The 18,967-nt window shown below is 66.0% G+C and carries 20 protein-coding genes; 8 read left to right on the plus strand and 12 right to left on the minus strand.

Annotation, left to right across the window (positions count from 1 at the left end; all coding sequences use genetic code 11):
* Positions 1 to 39 precede the first annotated feature (39 nt).
* The 4 genes from ACWIGM_RS24920 to ACWIGM_RS24935 form a co-directional block, all read right to left on the minus strand.
* Positions 40 to 795: a GntR family transcriptional regulator gene (locus tag ACWIGM_RS24920; protein ID WP_454028651.1), complete on the minus strand. Its 756-nt coding sequence runs from the start codon at positions 793 to 795 to the stop codon at positions 40 to 42.
* Between the two features lie 95 nt (positions 796 to 890).
* Positions 891 to 1,787 carry a hypothetical protein gene (locus tag ACWIGM_RS24925; RefSeq protein WP_454028652.1) on the minus strand — a complete coding sequence of 299 codons (897 nt, stop codon included), beginning with the start codon at positions 1,785 to 1,787 and terminating at the stop codon, positions 891 to 893.
* Between the two features lie 118 nt (positions 1,788 to 1,905).
* The gene (locus ACWIGM_RS24930; RefSeq protein WP_454028653.1) at positions 1,906 to 2,469 is read right to left on the minus strand and encodes an NUDIX hydrolase; all 564 of its coding nucleotides are present in this window, start codon (positions 2,467 to 2,469) and stop codon (positions 1,906 to 1,908) included.
* Positions 2,470 to 2,518: 49 nt separating this feature from the next.
* Complete coding sequence (locus ACWIGM_RS24935) at positions 2,519 to 3,547, minus strand: DUF3616 domain-containing protein (RefSeq protein WP_454028654.1); 1,029 nt, start codon at positions 3,545 to 3,547, stop codon at positions 2,519 to 2,521.
* A gap of 225 nt (positions 3,548 to 3,772) precedes the next feature.
* On the opposite strand from ACWIGM_RS24935, the gene ACWIGM_RS24940 reads away from it, so the two are divergent.
* Complete coding sequence (locus tag ACWIGM_RS24940; RefSeq protein ID WP_454028655.1) at positions 3,773 to 4,276, plus strand: hypothetical protein; 504 nt, start codon at positions 3,773 to 3,775, stop codon at positions 4,274 to 4,276.
* Positions 4,277 to 4,889: 613 nt separating this feature from the next.
* On the opposite strand, the gene ACWIGM_RS24945 is transcribed toward ACWIGM_RS24940, so the two are convergent.
* Both ACWIGM_RS24945 and ACWIGM_RS24950 read right to left on the minus strand, forming a co-directional pair.
* Positions 4,890 to 6,674: an adenylate cyclase gene (locus tag ACWIGM_RS24945; RefSeq protein ID WP_454028656.1), complete on the minus strand. Its 1,785-nt coding sequence runs from the start codon at positions 6,672 to 6,674 to the stop codon at positions 4,890 to 4,892.
* Between the two features lie 136 nt (positions 6,675 to 6,810).
* On the minus strand, positions 6,811 to 7,539 hold the full coding sequence (locus ACWIGM_RS24950) for an outer membrane protein (RefSeq protein WP_454028657.1): 729 nt from the start codon (positions 7,537 to 7,539) through the stop codon (positions 6,811 to 6,813).
* 710 nt (positions 7,540 to 8,249) lie between these two features.
* Here ACWIGM_RS24950 and ACWIGM_RS24955 point away from each other — a divergent pair.
* Positions 8,250 to 9,107 carry a tripartite tricarboxylate transporter substrate binding protein gene (locus ACWIGM_RS24955; protein WP_454028658.1) on the plus strand — a complete coding sequence of 286 codons (858 nt, stop codon included), beginning with the start codon at positions 8,250 to 8,252 and terminating at the stop codon, positions 9,105 to 9,107.
* A 201-nt stretch (positions 9,108 to 9,308) separates the two neighbouring features.
* On the opposite strand, the gene aceB is transcribed toward ACWIGM_RS24955, so the two are convergent.
* On the minus strand, positions 9,309 to 10,916 hold the full coding sequence (aceB, locus tag ACWIGM_RS24960) for a malate synthase A (RefSeq protein WP_454028659.1): 1,608 nt from the start codon (positions 10,914 to 10,916) through the stop codon (positions 9,309 to 9,311).
* Between the two features lie 198 nt (positions 10,917 to 11,114).
* Here aceB and ACWIGM_RS24965 point away from each other — a divergent pair, with 198 nt between their 5' ends.
* A complete protein-coding gene (locus ACWIGM_RS24965) occupies positions 11,115 to 11,402 on the plus strand; it encodes an SH3 domain-containing protein (protein WP_454028660.1) in 288 nt (95 codons plus the stop codon).
* Between the two features lie 136 nt (positions 11,403 to 11,538).
* On the opposite strand, the gene ACWIGM_RS24970 is transcribed toward ACWIGM_RS24965, so the two are convergent.
* The 3 genes from ACWIGM_RS24970 to ygfZ are packed head-to-tail and all read right to left on the minus strand — an operon-like array spanning position 11,539 to position 13,668.
* Entirely contained in the window at positions 11,539 to 12,144 is a 606-nt protein-coding gene (locus ACWIGM_RS24970; RefSeq protein WP_454028661.1) for a YfbR-like 5'-deoxynucleotidase, read from the minus strand.
* A 16-nt stretch (positions 12,145 to 12,160) separates the two neighbouring features.
* Entirely contained in the window at positions 12,161 to 12,784 is a 624-nt protein-coding gene (locus ACWIGM_RS24975) for a DNA-3-methyladenine glycosylase I (protein WP_454028662.1), read from the minus strand.
* Entirely contained in the window at positions 12,781 to 13,668 is an 888-nt protein-coding gene (gene ygfZ, locus ACWIGM_RS24980; protein ID WP_454028663.1) for a CAF17-like 4Fe-4S cluster assembly/insertion protein YgfZ, read from the minus strand. Before ygfZ ends, ACWIGM_RS24975 begins: the two co-directional genes overlap by 4 nt.
* Before the next feature lie 281 nt (positions 13,669 to 13,949).
* Between ygfZ and ACWIGM_RS24985 the strand changes: the two genes are divergently transcribed.
* The 5 genes from ACWIGM_RS24985 (at position 13,950) to ACWIGM_RS25005 (ending at position 17,472) form a co-directional block, all read left to right on the plus strand.
* Positions 13,950 to 14,612 carry a dihydrofolate reductase family protein gene (locus tag ACWIGM_RS24985; protein WP_454028664.1) on the plus strand — a complete coding sequence of 221 codons (663 nt, stop codon included), beginning with the start codon at positions 13,950 to 13,952 and terminating at the stop codon, positions 14,610 to 14,612.
* Between the two features lie 116 nt (positions 14,613 to 14,728).
* On the plus strand, positions 14,729 to 15,151 hold the full coding sequence (locus ACWIGM_RS24990; protein ID WP_454028665.1) for a YciI family protein: 423 nt from the start codon (positions 14,729 to 14,731) through the stop codon (positions 15,149 to 15,151).
* Positions 15,152 to 15,232: 81 nt separating this feature from the next.
* Positions 15,233 to 15,655 (plus strand): YciI family protein, encoded by a 423-nt coding sequence (locus ACWIGM_RS24995; protein ID WP_454028666.1) that lies wholly within the window; start codon positions 15,233 to 15,235, stop codon positions 15,653 to 15,655.
* Between the two features lie 82 nt (positions 15,656 to 15,737).
* Entirely contained in the window at positions 15,738 to 16,154 is a 417-nt protein-coding gene (locus ACWIGM_RS25000; protein ID WP_454028667.1) for a YciI family protein, read from the plus strand.
* Between the two features lie 43 nt (positions 16,155 to 16,197).
* Positions 16,198 to 17,472, plus strand: coding sequence for an RNA polymerase sigma factor (locus ACWIGM_RS25005; RefSeq protein ID WP_454028668.1), 1,275 nt, complete (start codon positions 16,198 to 16,200; stop codon positions 17,470 to 17,472).
* A 12-nt stretch (positions 17,473 to 17,484) separates the two neighbouring features.
* Here ACWIGM_RS25005 and ACWIGM_RS25010 read toward each other — a convergent pair whose 3' ends face one another.
* Complete coding sequence (locus ACWIGM_RS25010; RefSeq protein WP_454028669.1) at positions 17,485 to 17,907, minus strand: GFA family protein; 423 nt, start codon at positions 17,905 to 17,907, stop codon at positions 17,485 to 17,487.
* A 9-nt stretch (positions 17,908 to 17,916) separates the two neighbouring features.
* On the minus strand, positions 17,917 to 18,810 hold the full coding sequence (locus ACWIGM_RS25015) for an NAD(P)-dependent oxidoreductase (RefSeq protein WP_454028670.1): 894 nt from the start codon (positions 18,808 to 18,810) through the stop codon (positions 17,917 to 17,919).
* Positions 18,811 to 18,967 lie beyond the last annotated feature (157 nt).

The raw sequence follows: 18,967 nt of genomic DNA on the forward strand, positions 1-18,967 counted from the left end.
GCGGCGGGGTCAATTCGCCCACTGTCTTCGCGGCAGGGCTTATTCGGCCGCCTTGAGTGCGCGTTTCCGCGGGATCTTCCCGGCTGGAGCCGGCGGTTCCGCATAAGGTGCGAGGATCGCCATGATGTCGCGCTCACGCGGCTTGGCCTCCGCCACGAGCGCACGCTCCGCCACAGAGTCGAGATGGTGATGCATCAGTTTCATCACACTCTCGCTGTCGCCGCTCGCGAGCGCCTCGATCAGCAGGCGATGCTCGTTGACGCCGCATTCCGAGGAGTGCGGCCGGCTGTACAGCGACAGGATCAGGCAGCAGCGATAGGCGAGCTCGCTGACATAGCGGATGAGGATCGGGCTCTCCGTCATCTTAGCGAGCAGGATGTGGAATTCGGTCGCGAGCCGGATCGAGATCGCATCGGCACCGCCGCGAGCCGCATCCTCGGCGTCGACATGGGCGCGCAAGGTCGCCAGCTGCGCCTTGCTCAGCCGGCCGGCGAGCTGGCGCACGACGAGTCGCTCGAGCTCGATGCGGATGTCGAAGGTGTCGCGCGCTTCCTGCCAGCTCGGCGTCGCCACCACGGCGGTGCGGTTGCGGCGCAATTCGACCAGCCCTTCGGCGGCGAGCTGGCCGAGCGCATGGCGCGCGAGCGTGCGGCTGACGCCGAAGCGCTCACCCAGCGCGTCTTCCGGCAATGTCGCGCCGGGTTCGAGCGCCCGCTCGATGATGGCGCGACGCAGCGCCCGGCAGATCATTCCGGCCTTGTCCGATGTGCCGCTTCCGGCCTCGTCGCGCGCCATTGCCGATATCCACGATTGAAGACCGTCCCGTCTTAGCGTCTGGGCCGCAGGGTCCGCAATCCGTGAACCGGCGCAATAAAATCCGGGTTGCCTCGTCAGAAGCTGTAGGCCGCTTTCACCTTCACCAGATGCTGGCTGAAATTGGTGATGTCGAGATCTCCCGGCTGGCCCTTGGCCTTGCCGGCGATCTGGACGTTGTAGGCTGCCGAGATGGCGAACTGCTTGGTCGCCTGCCAGAAGATGCCGGGGCCGGCGAAGGTGGCGTAGCCGGCCTCCTTGCCGAAGCCGAGCTCGCTGTGGCGACGCTGATGGCGGACTTCGCCGCTGAGATAGAGCCCGTCGAGCATTTGCCAGGCGAGCGAGCCGCCGACCGTGAAGGTCGAGGAGCGCAGATAGGGGCTCGGGCCCGTCCAGGTCAGGTCGTGCGAGAGATTGAGCGCGGCATAGAGCTTGCCGGGAACCAGCGTCTTGTCGGCGAAGAGGCGGATGCCGGTGTTGTAGGTGGTGAAGTTGCCGGCACCGGTCGGGTCGGTGCGGTTGAAGCTGGGATCGACGACGATGGTGAGGCCGATGCCATGCAGGTCGCGGCCGAGCAGGCGGTATTTCATCTCGACGCCGGCGCCGGCGCTGCGGTTGTCTGCCTTGGTATCGGCGATGGTCGCGTCGGTGAAGCCGCCGAGCAGATAGGGGCCGATCTCGAAACAGGGGAAGAGGCCATAGGAGCCCTGGAGCTGCAGGCCATGCGCGGCCTGGCGGCCGTCGCGAACACCGAAGCCGCCATTATAGGTCAGGCTCGCGCCGAAGGAGCCGACCTCGGCGACGTCCGAGCCAGTGGTGAAGCCGAAGGCGTCGGTCGGGATGCCTTCGTTCTCGGTACAGGCCGAGAGCACCGGCGGCGCGACAGGCGCGCCTTTGCGCGAGGGGAGATCGGCGGCAAAAGCTGGCGAGAGCAGGCTAGAGGCGGCAAGAGCGAAGGCGGCGGGCTTCAGCATGGCTGGCGATCCTGTTGACTGAGCCCACCGTACGCAAATGCGAATGAGTCGCAATAGTAGATGGCCGACCGCAGGATCATATCGTTACATTGTTGCGAATGAGCAACAGCCGACCGGATCAGCCTGCAAAGCGCGGGGCGCGCAGGCGCGCGAAGGCCACGGGCGCAATCTCCGCCAGTTCCGCAATCGGCTTCCAGGCCGCGGCGTGGACCTCCTCTTCCTGGGCGATCAATGGCAGGGCGGGGTCGGCGATGAACAGATATTGCAGGTCGTGATGGATATGCGGCGGTTCGCTCCGGCGCGGATTGCCGGGCACTTCGTGGCTGTCTATGGCGAAGGGCAGGTCGCCGCCGCGATGCCAGGGATGCAGCGCGGGTTCGGCAACGCCGGTCTCCTCCACCGCTTCGCGCAGCGCCGACTCGTGGAAGGCCGCGGCGGGCTCGTAATGGCCGCCGGGCTGGAGCCAGCGGCCGATCACGACATGGTCGATCAGCAGCACCTGCGCATGGTCGGGCGAGAGCACGAAGGCGCTGGTCGTGACATGGCCGGGCATGGTCTCGCGCGCGTCGAGCGGATGGTGTTCGGCGATCTGCCAGCGCAGCAGCGCGAGGCGCTCGCGTGGGCCGACAACCTCGGCGAGATAGCGGGAGACGAGCGAATCGAGGCGCGCAAGGAAGCTCATGTCCCAGCGCATCGCATGCCCGACTGCGGCTGGAAAGCGCGCTGCCCGATCAGCGCAGCTTCAGCCGGTATTCCTCGAAGCCACCATTCTTCACGCTGTCATAGCCGATGAGGACGCGCAGCTCATCGCGTTCCTGGGTGAGCACAGTGAGGGCTTCAGCCTTGGCGTCCTCACGCGGACGCAGCTCGCCAAGCTGGCGGATGGTAGCGGGCTCGGCCGGGTCGAGCAGCAGAATGGCATAGGGTACCTCCTGCTCCTGCGCCGGGCCGACGAGGACGAGCAGGCGGCCATCGGCGAGCGGGGCAAGGTCGCGCACGCCGCGCTGTGCTCCCGCAGGAAAGGCGAGGAGCTGCGGCTTTGCCGTCCCCGGTTCACTCCCGGGCTTGAACAGCTCCGTGAGGCTGCCACCGACGAGGAAGGCGCGGCCGTCGAGCGAGGGCGCGCGCAGCCCGAGCCAGAGCCGGTCGCCGATCACGGCGACGCCTTCGATATTGAGGCCGTTGGTCTTCTCGTCGAGCGGCTTGCCGAGATAGGGCGCGACCTCGCCGGCGGCGGCGAGGAGATCGGCGACGCGCCAGCTCAGCTCCGGGGTGCCGGCCTGGCCGTTACCGGCTGCGATGCGCGCCAGCAGGAAGGAGGAGGGGCGGTACTCGCCGCTATGGCGCGAGCAGCCATGCGAGCCGACGACGTAGAAGACGCGGTCGGCATAGGCGACGCCCTCGCCGTCGAACTCGCCAAAGCCGCCGGGCTTCGGGCAGCCGATCGCCGGCTGGCGCCCGCGCGCTGCAGGCGTCGTGTCACCGATGAGCGGCAGGCTGCGCTCCGGCTTGATCGCCCCTTGCGTCAGCGTCGCGAACTGGGCTGCCTTGCTCTCGTCGTTGACGACAAGGCAGCGATATTCGCCGCCGGCGGGCGGGCGGCAGGCGATGCCGCTGATGTCCTTGGCGGCCTTGCGTTTCTTGCCGTCGAAATCGGAGGTCGCTTCGATCTTGCGCTCGGGTTTCAGCGTCTCGGCGCGGGCGGAGCCGGCGGTCAGCAGAGCGAGGGCGCAAAGAGCGGGCAGGATCGCGAACCGCATGGGTCTTGCTCCGAGGGAAAGAGGCGAAATAGGCGTCGCAATGCCGGTTGCAAAGGCCGGGGTGCAAATTCTCCATCCCGCGAACGTCGTGCGCCCCTTCGCGCGGCTTGGCAGGTGCATGCGTTGGCCGTTATCTAGGCAAAGGATCGTAGGGGACGGTCAGGCAAAGGCACTCGAGCCGCAACCTTTCGGAAGGTTCCGCGCTCCGGGCCGAGCGAGGTAGCGGTGGCGAACGTCGGGCCCGACGGCAGCTCGCTCTTCGACAGGGCGGCTTGGCTGCTTCTCATCCTGTCAGCCGCGCTTGCGGCCTATTTTGGGCTGTCCTCGCTGCTGCTGCCGTTCTTCGGGGTGCCGAATCTCTATACGGGAATTGAGCGCTGGATCGTTCCCGCAACAGGCGCGCTCCAGCTCATGGCCGCCGGGGTGGCCTTCGTGCTTGCCGCCCGGCGCGACCTGCGCGGTGCAATTCTCGCTGTGGCCGCATGCTGGATGCTGGGATGGCTCGAGACGCTGCCATCCGTCATCCGCAACGGGTTCGACTTCAACGCCGAAGCGCGGCTCACACTGGCCTATTTCGTCGCATTGCCCGTGATCGCGGTCTCGGCGGCGGCGCTGGCGTGGCGGAACCCCCATCCGGTCCTGGCCGCCTTCGTCGTGACCGCGCCGACCTCGGCTGGCCTGTTGTTCACCCTCGCCTTCGGGATCATCATCGCGATCCACGGGTTTTGAGCCGCGACGCCAACGCCGTGCCGGAACGAGCGAGCCGAACGGCACCGGTTTCGCCGGTGTGTGGCGCAATGCTTTCAGGCAACGACACCAGCCGATGCACCTCCCTCGCGCAAGAGTCTTCCCCGCCCGCAGGCTCATCCTGCGGGCGTTGTGCTGATGAGGGGCAGCGGAGCGCCGCGAGGCGCTGGTTTGGATATCCGCTTCCATTGAGCCAGGAAGCGGCGCGGATGGATTGAGCCACCATCCGCACGCCCCGTGGCGCTCCGCCAGGCGGCGATTTGAAAACTCCGGGCCGCGCTTCTGTCACGCCGGCCTGAGCCGGCGCGGTCTAGCGAGCTCCTCGCGCAGGGATCGTAGTGTCCCCAGGTCGGTTCCCGAAGCCTCCCGGGAGCGAGGCGCAACCCTCGCCCGCAGGCGCCGCAACCACCCCGCCAAACGACATGCCTCCGGTCGGCCGCCCCTCGGGGATGGGATGCACGGCATTATACGGGAGGTTCGGAGCGCGGGGATAAGGTTGAGGTCTATCCCCGCGCGCGCTTTGGGTGTCGGCTTCCAACTGCTTGCGGATCTCGCATCGCAGGCTGGCACCTGCCTTGACCGAATGCTCGATCGTTCAGTTGGTTGCTCCAACCGGAAAGCCCGCTCGCCGCGCAGCTTCCGTCATGATAGCTCGATCACCGGCAGTGAAGTTTCGCATCGCCAGCTCCGCCTCGAAGTTGTCGAAGAAGCGCGGGCGCATTTTCAGGAACTGATCGACGGCTTTGGCGCGATCGTCTTCCAGCCCGGCCCGGGCGAAGATGAGCGCCGCGATAAAGTGGTAGAACGAGTGCTGCCGCGCATCCGATCGCCTGATCCATTTTACGGCGAGCCGGTCGTTTCCCATCATGAAATAAGCATGGGCGACCAGGCCGATATAATAGCCTGTCTGCGCGGGATTTCTGCCCAGCGCGTCTTCGATCATCGCTGCGCCACGCTGCCAGTCACCCGCCAGCGCAATTCGACTGCCGTACTCGGCCAATATCTCGGTATCGTTCGGATTGAGCGCCAGCGCTTTGGCACCGATTTCGAGCGCCGCATCGGGCAGCTGGCTGTAGAACAGAACCGTCATGAGAGCCTGAAGCGCGCGGGCGTTAGTGCCATCGAGCTCGACCGCACGCTCGGCAGCCTGCCGAGCCCTCACGGTTGCAGCCGGCGATGGCTGGCGCCTGTTCAGACCAAACCGATCTTCGTCCAGGTACAGATATGCGAGCATGGCCCACCCGCTCGAATAGGATTGGTGTTTTGCGGTCGTCTTTTCCAGACAATCGCGCGTCGTGGCATGTTCTACCCGGCCCAGAACCTTGCGATAGTGATAGAAACGCAGGGCGCAAAGATACGCCTCTGCGTCCCGCGAGCTCTGCAGCATGGGGCTTTGCGAGGTCGCTGCGAAGATTGCGCCGTAGGGCTCAGCCACCGCTGAAGCCACTTTCGCGGCGATATCGGCTTCGATCTGGAAGCTACCTTCTCCTCTCAGCGTTCGTTCATAGATCTGGCTCCAAACGATCCTCACGGCTTGCTGATCGACGAGCCTGGCCGACACCCGTAGCTGGTCGCGGACAACCCGCACGCCGCCTGTCAGCAAATAGCGCGAGCCCACCAAGGCATCACTCGACTCGGGGCTCTCATGCCGGCCGCTTGGGCGCCCGACGACCTTCAATTCCCTGAAGCGGGCCAGCTGGGTGAGCACTTCTTCCGAGATGCCGGCCGTGTGGAGGACCGCGCTTGGGCCGGACAGGTTCGCGAAAGCAAGAACTTCAACTGCAACCTCTGGATCGGTCAGCCTCTTGGGCGCGCCTGTTGGGCCTTTCAGCATGGCCAGGACGATCACGACCGAAAACGCAAGCGCGATGAGCAGAACGCTCGCAACCTTGAAGCGCCACAGTGGCGAGGAGAGCGGCTCTCCGGCCGGATCAGCGGGCACTTCGGGAGTGGCCTCGGGCTCAACCAGGGCGGCGCGACCGACCCATTGTAGCGAGGGTATATAGGCCCCCTTGGGAATATCGATCCGGATCGGGTCCTCGCGTCCGCCCAGCAGGTAATACCGCTCCAAAGCGCTCCGGAGGCGCCCTGCCTCGATGCGCACGACCGGATCGTTCATCGCGTCGAATGCCGCGTCGCGACCGAAGACATCAACTGCGATGGAATAGCCCTTAAGCTGGTCGGATCTGCCGGCCAGCGTCTGCTCGACCACGTAACTCAAGAATCGACGGTGCCGCGGCGATGCATCGAAATCTGGACTGGCGAGGATCCTGTGGAGTTGGGCGCGGATCTTGATCTCGCACAATGCGCCAGGTGGCTGCGAGAAAGCGGCCCCGTCTTCACCAGGCCTAGCCGGTTTCAACGCTGCGGTATGAGTCATCGCCGACGACCCTTGCAACGCAGGATCGCCGTTCAGGTAGGCGGCCCGCAATCGCAGAGAGGCTATGACGCCACCTGATCGGCAGCATCCCCCATTTGAGGGTTGGCGACCGACGTTCTACCGAATTCCGGCTGGATCAGAACTTGTAGTTAACGCCAACCCGAAGCACGCCGGCGCCACCACCGCCGCTGGTGGAAGCCGTATAGGTGCCCGCCGGCAGAGCGCCGCCTGGCGGATTGACGAAGATGCTGGCCCGCCTGCTTTCACCCAAATCGACGTAAAGTCCCTCGATCCTGACGGTCCAGTTGTTGGTGAAGGCGTACTCGACGCCACCACCGATCGTCCATCCGGTGTTGCTGGTGGTATTCCCGGTAATCGGGTTGCTGTTCAGCCCGCCATAGGCGAGGCCGCCTGTGATGTAGATCAAGGTGCGGTCGAACGCGTAGCCGAGACGAGCGCGGACGGTGCCGAAATAGCCGCCGTCATCCTCGCCGCGAACACCCCACCAGGTGTAAGGCCCCCAGGCCGCGCGGCCGCCCACATCGACGTATTGGATATCCGCCTCGAGACCATAGACGATCGATCCCGATTGCCAGTTGTATCCGATCTGCGCGCCTCCGATGAAGACACCGTCGCCGCCTCCGCCCGACAGGACAGCGGACGAGGCCGGGGTCGGGCCGGTGACGATGATATCGCGGGAATCTCCCCATGCGACGCCCGCATTGAGGCCGACATAGAAGCCTGCCCAGGTGAAGGCTGGGGCGTAGATGGCGGGTGGAGCCTGGCGGCTCGGCAGATCGGCCGAGTAGGCCGCGGACGCGAAGCAGGCTGCAAAGGCGATCGTGGATACAGGGCCCAGGCGCATGGCATCCCCTCGATGAACGTGCTCCAGCTCAGCCGTTGGAAGTGCAGGATCGCCGGCTGGAGCTCCTCGTTGTGAGTTTCCCTCCGTCATTCTGAGAAGCCGGAACCGCGCGGCCTATTGTACCTAAGGACAATAGCGCCCGGGCATTTCATGATGGGGGCCACCGCGCTCCGCAGAGGTCTCCGCGAGAAGGCCGACGACGCGATGGTCCATGAAGCAGGCCAAGGTCTGCGCTCGACCCAAAACGGACCAGCCAAAACGGACCCGCCAGAACGGAGTTGCTCGGCACAACCCGTTTAGATCATGCCCTTCTCAAGATCGTCACGCGGCCGAATGAGCGATGCAACGCTTCGCGTTTGCCGTGCGATCCCCCAAAAGCGTGGCGCATGGCCAATGCGGCCGCGCAAGAAGGCCCCATCGCTCGCCGCTGAATCTAGATAATCGTGTTGTTCGAGCAAATTTAAGTGCCAGTATCCGCTTTATAAGCAATTATGATTCGTAATATCTGCTTATTGCGCGGTATGGTCAGCGGCAATCGCGGCGATGCGCAACAGGCCGCGATCTTCTGGGAGGATGAGATGCGGCAGCTTCTTTGGCGCGCATGCAGGCGGCTGTCTGTGCTGGCGGGTGTTTTCCTGTTAGCACTGGCTCCCGCGGTCGACGCGCAAACCGGGCCTGAGACATATCCGGATCGTCCGATCAAGATCATCGTGCCGTTTCCGGCCGGCGGTTCGGTCGATGCCCTGGCGCGGGTGGTGGCACACAGCCTGTCGGAGCGATGGGGCCAGCAGGTGATCGTCGAGGCGCGGCCTGGCGCGAGCACGATGGTCGGCACCGGCGCGGCGGCGAAGGCGGAGCCGGACGGCTACACGCTGCTCATGACGGTGAGCAACCTCACCACCAATCCGGCGCTCTATGCGAAGGTCGCCTATGACGCGCAGCGCGATTTCGCGCCCATCGCCATGCTCGCGCGCACGCCGGTGGTGCTCTACGCCACGCCGTCGCTGCCCGCGAACAATCTGGCCGAACTCGTCGCGCTGGCGAAGGCCAAGCAGGGCGGCGTCGATTTCGGTTCCGCCGGCGTCGGCAGCATGACGCATTTGACCGCCGAACAGTTCAAGATCGCATCGGGCGCCCCGATGACGCATGTGCTCTATCGCGGCGGCGCGCCGGCGTTGAACGATCTCATCGCCGGTCACCTCGCTCTGCAATTCGGCACCGTCGGCCAGGCCTATGAGCAATACCGCGCCGGCCAAGTGAAGGCGCTCGCGATCTCGTCGGCTGAGCGTTATCCCTCGATGAAGGAGACGCCGACCTTCGCTGAGCAGGGCTTCGACGTCGTCGTCACCGAATGGTACGGCCTGTTCGCGCCGGCGGGGACACCAAAGCCGATCATCGCCAAGCTCAACGCCGAACTGAAACGCATCATGGCCTCGCCGGATGTTGGCAAGCGCATGAGTTCGATCGAGCTGACGCATTCGACGCCGGAGGAGCTCGACGCCTTCGTGCGGGCTGAAACCGAGCGCTGGGGCGCGCTGATCAAGAAGGTCGGCATCACGGCGCAGTGACGGTTGATGCGGCGGCTTTGCAGATGAAGGTTGGCGAAAGCTCTGCCGGTCGAAATCACTGACGGCGGGCGGAGCCGGCTTTATCGGGGTGAAAAAAGCTGGCTTCCACCTGAGCGAAGCAGGCCGACACCAAGTCGGATTTCGCAGAAAGACATCAATGCCAAACCCGCGCCACTCATTTGAGCGGCGCGGGCGATTGGATCAGCCGAGCTTGCTATAGGCCGGCACGGTCAGGAATTCCTCGAACTCCGGGGCGAGCGAGAGCTTCGAGAACAGGTCGATCGCCTCGGGGAAGCGGCCCTTGTCATAGGCCTCGGCGCCGAGCTCGCTTTTCACCCGCGCCATCTCCTCGGGCAGGCAGCGCTTGAACAGCTCGGCGTCGACCTTGGCGCCGCCTTCGAGCTCTGCGCCGTACTGGACGAATTGCCAGATCTGGGCGCGGCTGATCTCGGCGGTCGCGGCGTCCTCCATCATGTTGTAGATCGGCACCGCGCCGCGGCCGCGCAGCCAGGCTTCGAGATATTGCACGCCGACGCGGATATTCTCGCGGAAGCCCTCCTCGGTGCGGGTGCCCTGATGGACTTCGAGCAAGTTTTCGCGCCCCACCTGCACATCGTCGCGCAGCTTGCCGAGCTGGTTCGCCTGCGGCATCAGCCGGTCGAACACCTCCATCGCGACGGGGACGAGGTCGGGATGGGCGACCCAGGTGCCGTCATGGCCGTCGCCGGCCTCGCGCTCCTTGTCGGCCTTGACCTTGGCGAAGGCGGCGGCATTGGCCTCGGGGTTGTTCTTGACCGGGATCTGCGCGGCCATGCCGCCCATGGCGAAGGCGCCGCGGCGATGGCAGGTCTTGATCAGCAGCAGCGAATAGGCGCGCAGGAAGGCTTTGGTCATCACCACCTGCGAGCGGTCGGGCAGGACGAAGGCCTTGTTGCGGGCGAGCTTCTTGATGAAGGAGAAGATGTAGTCCCAGCGGCCGCAGTTCAGGCCGGCCATGTGCTCGCGCAATTCGTAGAGGATCTCGTCCATCTCGAAGGCGGCCGGCAGGGTCTCGATCAGCACGGTCGCCTTGATCGTGCCGACTTTAAGGCCGAGCGCAGTCTGGGCCGCGACGAAGACGTCGTTCCAGAGCCTGGCCTCGAGATGGCTCTCGAGCTTCGGCAGGTAGAAATAGGGGCCCGAGCCCTGCGCCAGTGCCGCCTTGGCGTTGTGGAAGAGATAGAGGCCGAAATCGACCAGCGAGCCCGAGGCGATCTCGCCGTCGATCTCGATATGGCGCTCCGGCAGGTGCCAGCCGCGCGGGCGGATGATCAGGACAGCGGGCTTGTCCTTGAGCTTGTAGGCCTTGCCCGAGGTCGCATCGGTGAAGTCGATCCTGCCGGCCCAGCGGTCTTTCAGATTGATCTGGCCTTCGACCATGTTGGCCCAGACCGGCGAGGAGGCGTCCTCGAAATCGGCCATGAAGACCTTGGCGCCGGAATTCAGCGCGTTGACGATCATCTTGCGGTCGACCGGGCCGGTGATCTCGACGCGGCGGTCCTGCAGATCGGCCGGGATGGCTGCGACCTTCCAGTCACCCTCGCGGATGTGCTTGGTCTCCGCGAGGAAATCCGGGGTCTCGCCGGCGTCGAAGCGCTTCTGGCGCTCCTTGCGCAAAGCGAGCAGGCGCTTGCGGGTCTCGTTGAAGCGGCGCTGCAGGTCGGCGACGAAGGCGAGCGCATCATGGCTCAGGATCTCGTCATAGCGCTCGGCGAGCGCGCCCTTAACGACGACGCCGGCGGGAAGGGTCAGGCTGGTCGGGGCGGTCATGGCTGTCATCTCCCAGGGCTGCGATCAGATGGACGCAGTATGGGCTCATAGGATTTTATCGGGAATGGCAGAGAATGTCAGATGATCTGATCCAAAATAGAAACAATCATAGGCAGAGGCGAAAGCGGCCCTGAACGCCCCATTGCACAGGCGTGTCACGGCGCGGGGCGTGCCGGTTGACGATCAGGGGACTTGTTCATGACCGCCACTCGCCTCGGCCTTTTGACCGCTGCGTTCGCCAGCTGCCTGCTGGCTGCGCCGGCCTTCGCCCAGAACCGCTGCGCCGTCACCGACCCGACCGGCACGCCGCTCAACATCCGCGAGACGCCCAATGGCGAGATCATCGGCCGCGTCAACAATGGCGCCGGTATCCGCGTGATGAACACCAGCTCCGACGAGCGCGGCCGGGCCTGGGCGCTGATCAGCCCGCGCGGGCGTAACCATGTGGTAGGGTGGGTCTATCGGGAATTCGTGTCCTGCTACTGAACGCCTCGCCAATTCTACTCCGGCGGCCATCCGAGACGATCTTCTGCGCTTCCGGTGCTCACGGACCAATGTCCGCTGCGCTCCGGTTCTCGAAGATCGCCCCGGCCTGACTCGCCGGAGCGAATTGGCGAAGCGTTCAGCCGGCGGCGGTGAGTTCGTTAAACCGCTTCAGAAACGCCTCTTGCGCCTGCTCCGTCGCCTGCGGCTCCAGCAGCGCCAGCACCTCGCGCGGCAGGGCCTGCGGGCGGCCGAAGAAGCGTAAGGCTTCCTCGCGCTCGAAGCCGGCGAGCTCGGTCGCCTCGAGGAAGGCCGAGATCTTGTCGGCGTCCTTGGTCTTGCGCTTGACGATCGCTGGCGTCGCCGCCGGCAGACCGAAGCGCAGATGGATCGCTGCCAGCAGGCGCAATTCGACGCCCTTATAGGCGTCGCCCATCACCGCCTTGAATGGCGAAATCATGTCGCCGATGACGTATTCGGGCGCATCGTGCAGCAGCGCCATCAGGCGCCAGTCGCGCGACCAGTCCGGATTGAGATGGCCGGCGATCGCCTCGACCAGCAGCGAGTGCTGCGCCACCGAGAAGGAGTGCACGCCACGTGTCTGGCCGTTCCAGCGCGCGACGCGGGCAAGGCCATGGGCGATGTCCTCGATCTCGACATCGAGCGGCGAGGGATCGAGCAGATCGAGCCGCCGGCCCGAGAGCATGCGCTGCCAGGCTCGGAGTGGGGCAGGCGGCTTCGTCATTAGAGATTCTTGGCCATCAGGCGGCGGGGCGCGTGTCGCGGGCGAGCGCGGCGCATTCCTGCCAGCGGAAGCAGCCGGTGAGGTGGTCGTTGACCATGCCGCAGGCCTGCATCACCGCATAGACGATGGTCGGGCCGCAGAAGGTGAAGCCGGCAGCCTTGAGTTCCTTCGAGATCGCTTTCGAGACTGCAGTCTCGGCCGGCACCTGCTCATGGGTGCGGAAGCTGTTCTGGATCACGCGCCCGTCGAGATGCTTCCAGAGGAAATCGGTGAACGGGCCTTTCTCGCTCAGCCTGAGATAGGCCTGAGCATTGCGGATCGTGCCCTCGATCTTGCCGCGATGGCGGACGATGCCGGCATCCGCGAGCAGCCGCTGGATGTCGGCCTCGCCGAAGCGGGCGACCGTTTCCGGCTCGAAACCGGCAAAGCCGGCGCGGAAGGCGTCGCGCTTGCGCAGGATGGTGATCCAGGACAGGCCGGCCTGGAAGCCGTCGAGCATCAGCTTTTCCCAGAGCGTGCGGGAATCATATTCCGGCACGCCCCATTCGGTGTCGTGATAGGCGAGATAGAGCGGGTCGCTCCCCGGCCAGATGCAGCGATATTTGCCGTCCGGCCCCTCGACCGCCTCACGCCCGCTCATGCGGCTGCTCCGAATTCTGGCTCGCCCGGATAGGGGAAGCGGATGAAGGACGGCTTCTCCGCCAGCGAGAAGGCGAGGCCGCCGGCATCGAGCTTGTGGCCGGCGGCGAGCGCGTCCGCCACCCGGTCGAGCCGCAGCAGAGCAAGGCCGCGGCCGTTGGCGCAGGAGCCGACGCGGCCGAGCGGTTTGCCGCCGGCGCTGGCCTCGACGCCATCGTCCGGGTTGATCCCCTGGATGAACACGACCGGCACGACACGCGAGCGCGCGGTGCCGCGATGCTGCATGCGTGAGACGACCTCCTGGCCGATATAGCAACCCTTCCTGAAGGAGACGCCGCCGAGCTGGTCGAACAGCGCCTCATGCGGGAAGGTGTCACCATAGAGAAAGTCGCGCCCGCCATCGGGAATGCCGAGGCCGATGCGGCGGGCGTGGTAATCCTCCATCGACGCGTCCACAAGCTCACCGGCGCCATCGAGGTCGACGATGGCGCGCTCGCCGAGTTCGGGCAGGCGCGGGTCGGCGTAGACCAGCCCGGCATCGGCCGGCAGCTTGCCGCCCTCAGTCGCGGCAATCACCGCCGTCGTCTCACTGAGATCGTCGAGCGTGACCTTGGCGCGCAGCTTGTAGAGCTTCAGCTTCTTCATCAGGTCGGCGGTCTGGAGCAGTGGCGTGTCGAGCAGGAAGCCGCCGCCCTCGGCGTCCGGGACCGCGACGACCAGAAAATCGCCGATGATCTTGCCTTGCGGTGTCAGCAGCCCGCCATAGCCAGCGCGTTCGGCTGTGACGGTCTCCATCGCGTTGGTGACGATGTTCTCGAGGAAATCGCGGGCGTCGTCGCCGCTGACGCGGATGACGCCGCGGTCGACCAGTCTGGTTGCCGGCATGGCAGAAGCTCTTTCAGCGATCGCTGTTTCGGCGCGGGGCGCCGTTCGCCCCGATAGTTAGGGTGCTTTGGCTCAAGGCTCAACCGATGCTGCGCCCGGGACAGGAAACGGGTGCCATGCGCCACGCGACCGGCCCGGCAAAAATTTTTTCGAGGAGCTGTCGATCCGGCGATCGGCCGTTCGACGTGAAGGCAAGGAGCAACGGAATGGGCGGATGGCCCGGCCGTAGCGCTCCGGCCTTCACGGAGCCAGCGCGCTCCTTTTCGATTGGGAGAAAGATCATGAGACAAGTCGTTGCTGCCACCTTCGTGTCCCTCGACGGCATCATGCAGGCGCCGGGCGGTCCGCAGGAGGATCCGCAGGGCGGCTTCAGCCATGGCGGCTGGACCTTCCATTACTGGGACGAGGCGATGGGCAAGGTGATGGACAAGGCCCTGTCCGACGAGTTCGACCTTTTGCTCGGGCGCCGGACCTACGACATCTTCGCGGCACACTGGCCCTATGCCGGCGACGATCCGATCGCGGTCAAGTTCAACGCCATCACCAAATATGTCGCGACTTCCGAGCCGCAGACGCTGAGCTGGCAGAACAGCGTCGCACTGCATGGCGATCCGGCCGCCGAAGTCGCGGCGCTGAAGCGCCAGGATGGGCGCAGGCTCCTGCTGCAGGGCTCGAGCGAACTGATCCAGGCGCTGCTGGCCAAGGACCTGATCGACGAGATCACGCTGCTGACCTTCCCGGTCGTCCTCGGCAAGGGCAAGCGCCTGTTCGGTTCGGGCGCCATGCCCGCCGCGTTCAAGCTGGTCGAGAGCAGCGTCTCCAGCACCGGCGTGATCATGGCGACCTATCGCCGCGAGGGCGAAGTCACCACCGGTTCGTTCGAGTTCGCGGAGCCGAGCGCCGCCGAGATCGCCCGCCGCGAAAAATATGCGGCCAGGGGCTGAAAAAATTTCCGGAGCCTGTCGATCGGGGCCTGCCTCGTTCGACGTGAAGACAGAGGGCGGGAATTCTCCCGCCCGATACCGAAGCGAAACCAAACCCCAGAGACAGGAGAAGACCGATGCGTGTGATGGTTCTGGTCAAGGCCGACAAGGACAGCGAAGCCGGCGTGATGCCGAGCGAGGCCCTGCTCACCCAGATGGGTGCCTATAACGAGGAGCTGGTGAAGGCCGGCGTGATGCTGGCGGGCGAGGGGCTGCATCCCAGCTCGAAGGGACTGCGCATGCGCTTCTCGGGCGCGCAGCGGACGGTTCTCGACGGCCCCTTCGCTGAGACCAAGGAGCTGCTCGCCGGCTTCTGGATCTGGCAGGTCCGCTCCTTCGACGAGGCGGTCGAATGGCTGAAGCGCGCGCCTTTCGACGGCGGCACCGAGATCGAGCTGCGTCCGATCTTCGAGATGGAGGATTTCGGCGAGGCGCTGACGCCCGAGCTGCGCGAGCAGGAAGAGCGCGTGCGTGCGGAGTCGGCGAAGCTCGCCGGCTGAGCGGACGAAGGTTTCGAATTCCATTCAATCCGGACGGTGCGAGGCGAGCCTTCCACCGTTCCGGTCAAACGGAGAAGACCGATGCGTGTCATGGTTCTGGTCAAGGCCAGCAAGGACAGCGAAGCCGGCGCGATGCCGAGCGAAGACATGCTCACCAGGATGGGCGCCTATAACGAGGAGCTGGCGAAGGCCGGAGTGATGCTGGCGATGGACGGGCTCCATCCGAGCTCGAAGGGGCTGCGCATGCGGTTCCAGGGCGCGCAGCGGACGGTTCTCGACGGCCCCTTCGCCGAGAGCAAGGAACTGCTCGCCGGCTTCTGGATCTGGCAGGTCCGCTCCTTCGACGAGGCGGTCGAATGGCTCAAGCGCGCGCCCTTCGACGGCGGCACCGAGATCGAGCTGCGCCCGATCTTCGAGATGGAGGATTTCGGTGAGGCGCTGACGCCCGAGCTGCGCGAGCAGGAAGAACGGCTGCGCGCCGAGTCGGCGAAGCTCGCCGGCTGATCGAACGAAGGCTTCAAATCCCATTCAACCCGGAGGGTGGCAGGCGAGGACCTGCACCGCTCCAATCAAACGGAGAAGACCGATGCGTTTCATGGTGCTGGTCAAGGCGACCAAGGACAGCGAAGCCGGTGCACCGCCGACCCGGGAACTGGTCGATGCGATGATGGCCTATAATGAGGAGTTGGTGAAAGCCGGCATCATGAAGGGCGGCGACGGCCTGCAGCCGAGCGCGAAGGGCGCGCGCGTCCAGTTCGACGGCGAGAGGCGCTCCGTCGTCGACGGCCCCTTCGCCGAGACCAAGGAGCTCGTCGCGGGTTACTGGATCTGGGAGTGCAAATCGCTCGACGAGGCGATCGACTGGGTCAAGCGCTGCCCCAATCCGATGCCCGGCTCGTCCGAGATCGAAATTCGCCCGGTCGTCGATATCGCCGATTTCGGCGAGATGGTCTCGCCGGAAGCGGCGGCGACCTGGGATCGCCTCAAGAGCGAGATCGGCTGAGCCGCTTGCCAGCGGCGATCGCTGATGGTGTGTATCGCAGCCGATGACGGCAAGCGATGCACACCGCGCGATCGAGACGGTCTTCAGGATCGAGGCCCCGAGGTTGATCGCGGGCCTCGCCCGCGTCACCCGCGACGTCGGCCGGGCCGAGGAGCTGGCGCAGGACGCGCTCGTCGCCGCGCTCCAGCAATGGCCGGGTGAGGGCGTGCCGCGCAATCCCGGCGCCTGGCTGATGCAGGCCGCCAAGCACCGCGCGCTCGACGGGCTCCGGCGCGCCAGGATGCTGCAGCGCAAGCATGAGGAAATCGGCCGCGACCTCGACGAGGAGGCGGATCCGACCGCCGGGATCGAGGAGGCGCTCGACGACGAACTCGGCGACGACCTGCTGCGGCTGATCTTCACCGCCTGCCATCCGGTGCTTTCGGTCGAGGCGCGCCTCGCGCTCACATTGCGCCTGATCGGCGGCCTCACCACCGAGGAGATCGCCCGCGCCTTCCTGGTGCCCGAGCCGACCATGGCCCAGCGCCTGGTCCGGGCGAAGAAGGCGCTGGCCGAGGCCAAGGTGCCCTATGAGGTGCCGCACGGGCCCGAGCTGGCGAACCGCCTCGCCTCGGTGCTGGAGGTGGTCTACCTGATCTTCAACGAAGGCTATGCCGCGACCGCCGGCGAGGACTGGGTGCGCCCGGCCTTGTGCGAGGAGGCGATGCGGCTCGGGCGCATCCTTGCCGGCCTCGCGCCGCAGGAGCCGGAGGTGCACGGTCTCGTCGCGCTGATGGAATTGCAGGCCTCGCGCCTGCGCGCCCGGATCGGGCCGGACGGCGCGCCGGTGCTGCTGCTCGACCAGAACCGGGCGCGCTGGGACCGGCTGCTGATCAATCACGGCCTCAAGGCGCTGGAGACCGCGCGCAGGCTTTCGGCGGCGCCCAGTCCTTACGTCCTGCAGGCCGAGCTCGCGGCCTGCCATGCCCGCGCCCATACCGCCGATGCGACCGACTGGCGCAGGATCGCCTCGCTTTATGGCGCGCTCGGCACGCTGACGCCGTCGCCGGTGATCGAGCTCAACCGGGCGGTGGCGGTCTCGATGGCGGAGGGGCCGGCGGCCGGGCTGGTGCTGGTCGATGCGCTCGCTTCCGCGCCGGCGCTGAAGAACTACCATCTCCTGCCGAGCGTGCGCGCCGATTTCCTGGGCAAGCTCGGCCGCCATGACGAAGCGGAAGCCGAGTTCATCCGCGCCGCCGGGATGACCAGGAACCGGCGCGAACGCGACCTGTTGCTCGGCCGGGCGGAGGCGGCGCGGCAAGCCCAGGCCGTTGGCTGAAACCGCAGTCGTTCAGCCGCCTGCGACATCGTCGGCGAGGCAATACCAAGCGGGTCGGTGCGCCCGGTTGTGGATCGCGGCGGGCGGCGGGAAAGCGGGGTCGGCGAAGCTGCCGACCGAGACCGAGATCGCGCCCGTCAGGGCTTCCGCACGCATGAAGACCAATCCGCCGCAACCGGGGCAGAAGACCTGCTCGTTCCAGCGGCCGGCATCGCTGCTGCGCCGCCAGACGGAACGCTCGCCCTCGATCGCGATGATCGCGCTCTCCGGGAAGATGGCGCGCCAGGCGAAGGCCGAGCCGGTGGCGCGCTGGCATTGGCTGCAGGCACAGAGATAGACGCGGCGCGGCTCACCGGAGACGGTGAGCCTGAGGCTGCCGCAACCGCAACAGGCCGTGCGCCGCAGGTCCGGCGCGTGTGAGTTGTTCGAGCTCAAGAGCGGCCCTCAGCGCATGAATTGTGCGATGGCGGCGAAATCGCCATGACGATGGCCGGCGGCGATCGCCTTGCGGAACAGGCTGTCCTGAGCCCTGGGGACGAGATCGTGCAGGCCGCGTTCGGCGCAGAGCTGCAGGAACAGGCCGAAGGCGCCATAGTGGACGTCGAGGGAGGCGAGGGTCTGCGCATCGGCGGCAAAGCGGCGGTCGCGGATACGGGCGACCAGATCGACCACTGCACCCTCGACGACGGGATGGAAGGCCTGCCGGTGCTCCTCGAACAGGTCGAGCGCGATGCCTTCGGCCTGACAGATAGCGGCCGCCTGGAATTGACCGAAGAGCGCGCCCCACATCTGCCCGAGCAGGGAGAGGTCGAGGGCCGAGGCGTGGCCGACATCCTCGCCGACGAATTGCGGATTGCCGCCGAGCGCCAGGAGAACGGGCCGGTTCGCGTCGAACAGGGTCCGAGGTCCGGAATAGAGGATCGTGCCGCCGGGCTCGCCGATGAAGTTCGGCGTCGCCATGATCGCCCCGTCGAGATAGCTGGTGCCATTGCCGGCCGCCCACTGCGCCTGCTCTCGCGCCTGGTTCGGCGAGCCGGAAGAAACCTGGATGATCAGCTTGCCGCGCAGGGCGGCCGCAACCTCGGGCGACCGGAGCAGCCTGTCCGAATCGGCATAGGTGCTGACGCAGACGACGACGATGTCGGCTGCCGCGGCGGCGGCAGGGACCGATGGCGCGACGCGGGCGCCCTGGTCGGCGAGCGCCGACGCCTTGTCGGGCGAACGGTTCCAGACATGGGTCGTGATGCCGGCCTTCAGGAAGGCCTGGGCAAGGGCTGAGCCCATGCGGCCGAGGCCGATGACGGAAACTGTAGCACTCATCGATTGCTCTCCTGACAAGGCGCGAGCTTGGCTGCGATAGAAGGCTCGCCTTCAACCGCGCGGCGTCGCGCATGTTCTGCGTCGGTCGCTGCCGGTCCTGCCGGCGGCGTCCTTAGGAGATTTCTCAGTTTTATTTTTTATTTCAATTACTTACATGCAAGTAAGTGGTCGAGCG

Source organism: Allobosea sp. NPDC055332 (assembly GCF_053645455.1).

Bases quoted from the DNA above. Each gene is read 5' to 3' on its own strand.
- ACWIGM_RS24920 (WP_454028651.1), bottom strand. From the start codon at position 795: ATGGCGCGCGACGAGGCCGGAAGCGGCACATCGGACAAGGCCGGAATG.
- ACWIGM_RS24925 (WP_454028652.1), bottom strand. From the start codon at position 1,787: ATGCTGAAGCCCGCCGCCTTCGCTCTTGCCGCCTCTAGCCTGCTCTCG.
- ACWIGM_RS24930 (WP_454028653.1), bottom strand. From the start codon at position 2,469: ATGAGCTTCCTTGCGCGCCTCGATTCGCTCGTCTCCCGCTATCTCGCC.
- ACWIGM_RS24935 (WP_454028654.1), bottom strand. From the start codon at position 3,547: ATGCGGTTCGCGATCCTGCCCGCTCTTTGCGCCCTCGCTCTGCTGACC.
- ACWIGM_RS24945 (WP_454028656.1), bottom strand. From the start codon at position 6,674: ATGACTCATACCGCAGCGTTGAAACCGGCTAGGCCTGGTGAAGACGGG.
- ACWIGM_RS24950 (WP_454028657.1), bottom strand. From the start codon at position 7,539: ATGCGCCTGGGCCCTGTATCCACGATCGCCTTTGCAGCCTGCTTCGCG.
- aceB (WP_454028659.1), bottom strand. From the start codon at position 10,916: ATGACCGCCCCGACCAGCCTGACCCTTCCCGCCGGCGTCGTCGTTAAG.
- ACWIGM_RS24965 (WP_454028660.1), top strand. From the start codon at position 11,115: ATGACCGCCACTCGCCTCGGCCTTTTGACCGCTGCGTTCGCCAGCTGC.
- ACWIGM_RS24970 (WP_454028661.1), bottom strand. From the start codon at position 12,144: ATGACGAAGCCGCCTGCCCCACTCCGAGCCTGGCAGCGCATGCTCTCG.
- ACWIGM_RS24975 (WP_454028662.1), bottom strand. From the start codon at position 12,784: ATGAGCGGGCGTGAGGCGGTCGAGGGGCCGGACGGCAAATATCGCTGC.
- ygfZ (WP_454028663.1), bottom strand. From the start codon at position 13,668: ATGCCGGCAACCAGACTGGTCGACCGCGGCGTCATCCGCGTCAGCGGC.
- ACWIGM_RS24985 (WP_454028664.1), top strand. From the start codon at position 13,950: ATGAGACAAGTCGTTGCTGCCACCTTCGTGTCCCTCGACGGCATCATG.
- ACWIGM_RS24990 (WP_454028665.1), top strand. From the start codon at position 14,729: ATGCGTGTGATGGTTCTGGTCAAGGCCGACAAGGACAGCGAAGCCGGC.
- ACWIGM_RS24995 (WP_454028666.1), top strand. From the start codon at position 15,233: ATGCGTGTCATGGTTCTGGTCAAGGCCAGCAAGGACAGCGAAGCCGGC.
- ACWIGM_RS25000 (WP_454028667.1), top strand. From the start codon at position 15,738: ATGCGTTTCATGGTGCTGGTCAAGGCGACCAAGGACAGCGAAGCCGGT.
- ACWIGM_RS25005 (WP_454028668.1), top strand. From the start codon at position 16,198: ATGACGGCAAGCGATGCACACCGCGCGATCGAGACGGTCTTCAGGATC.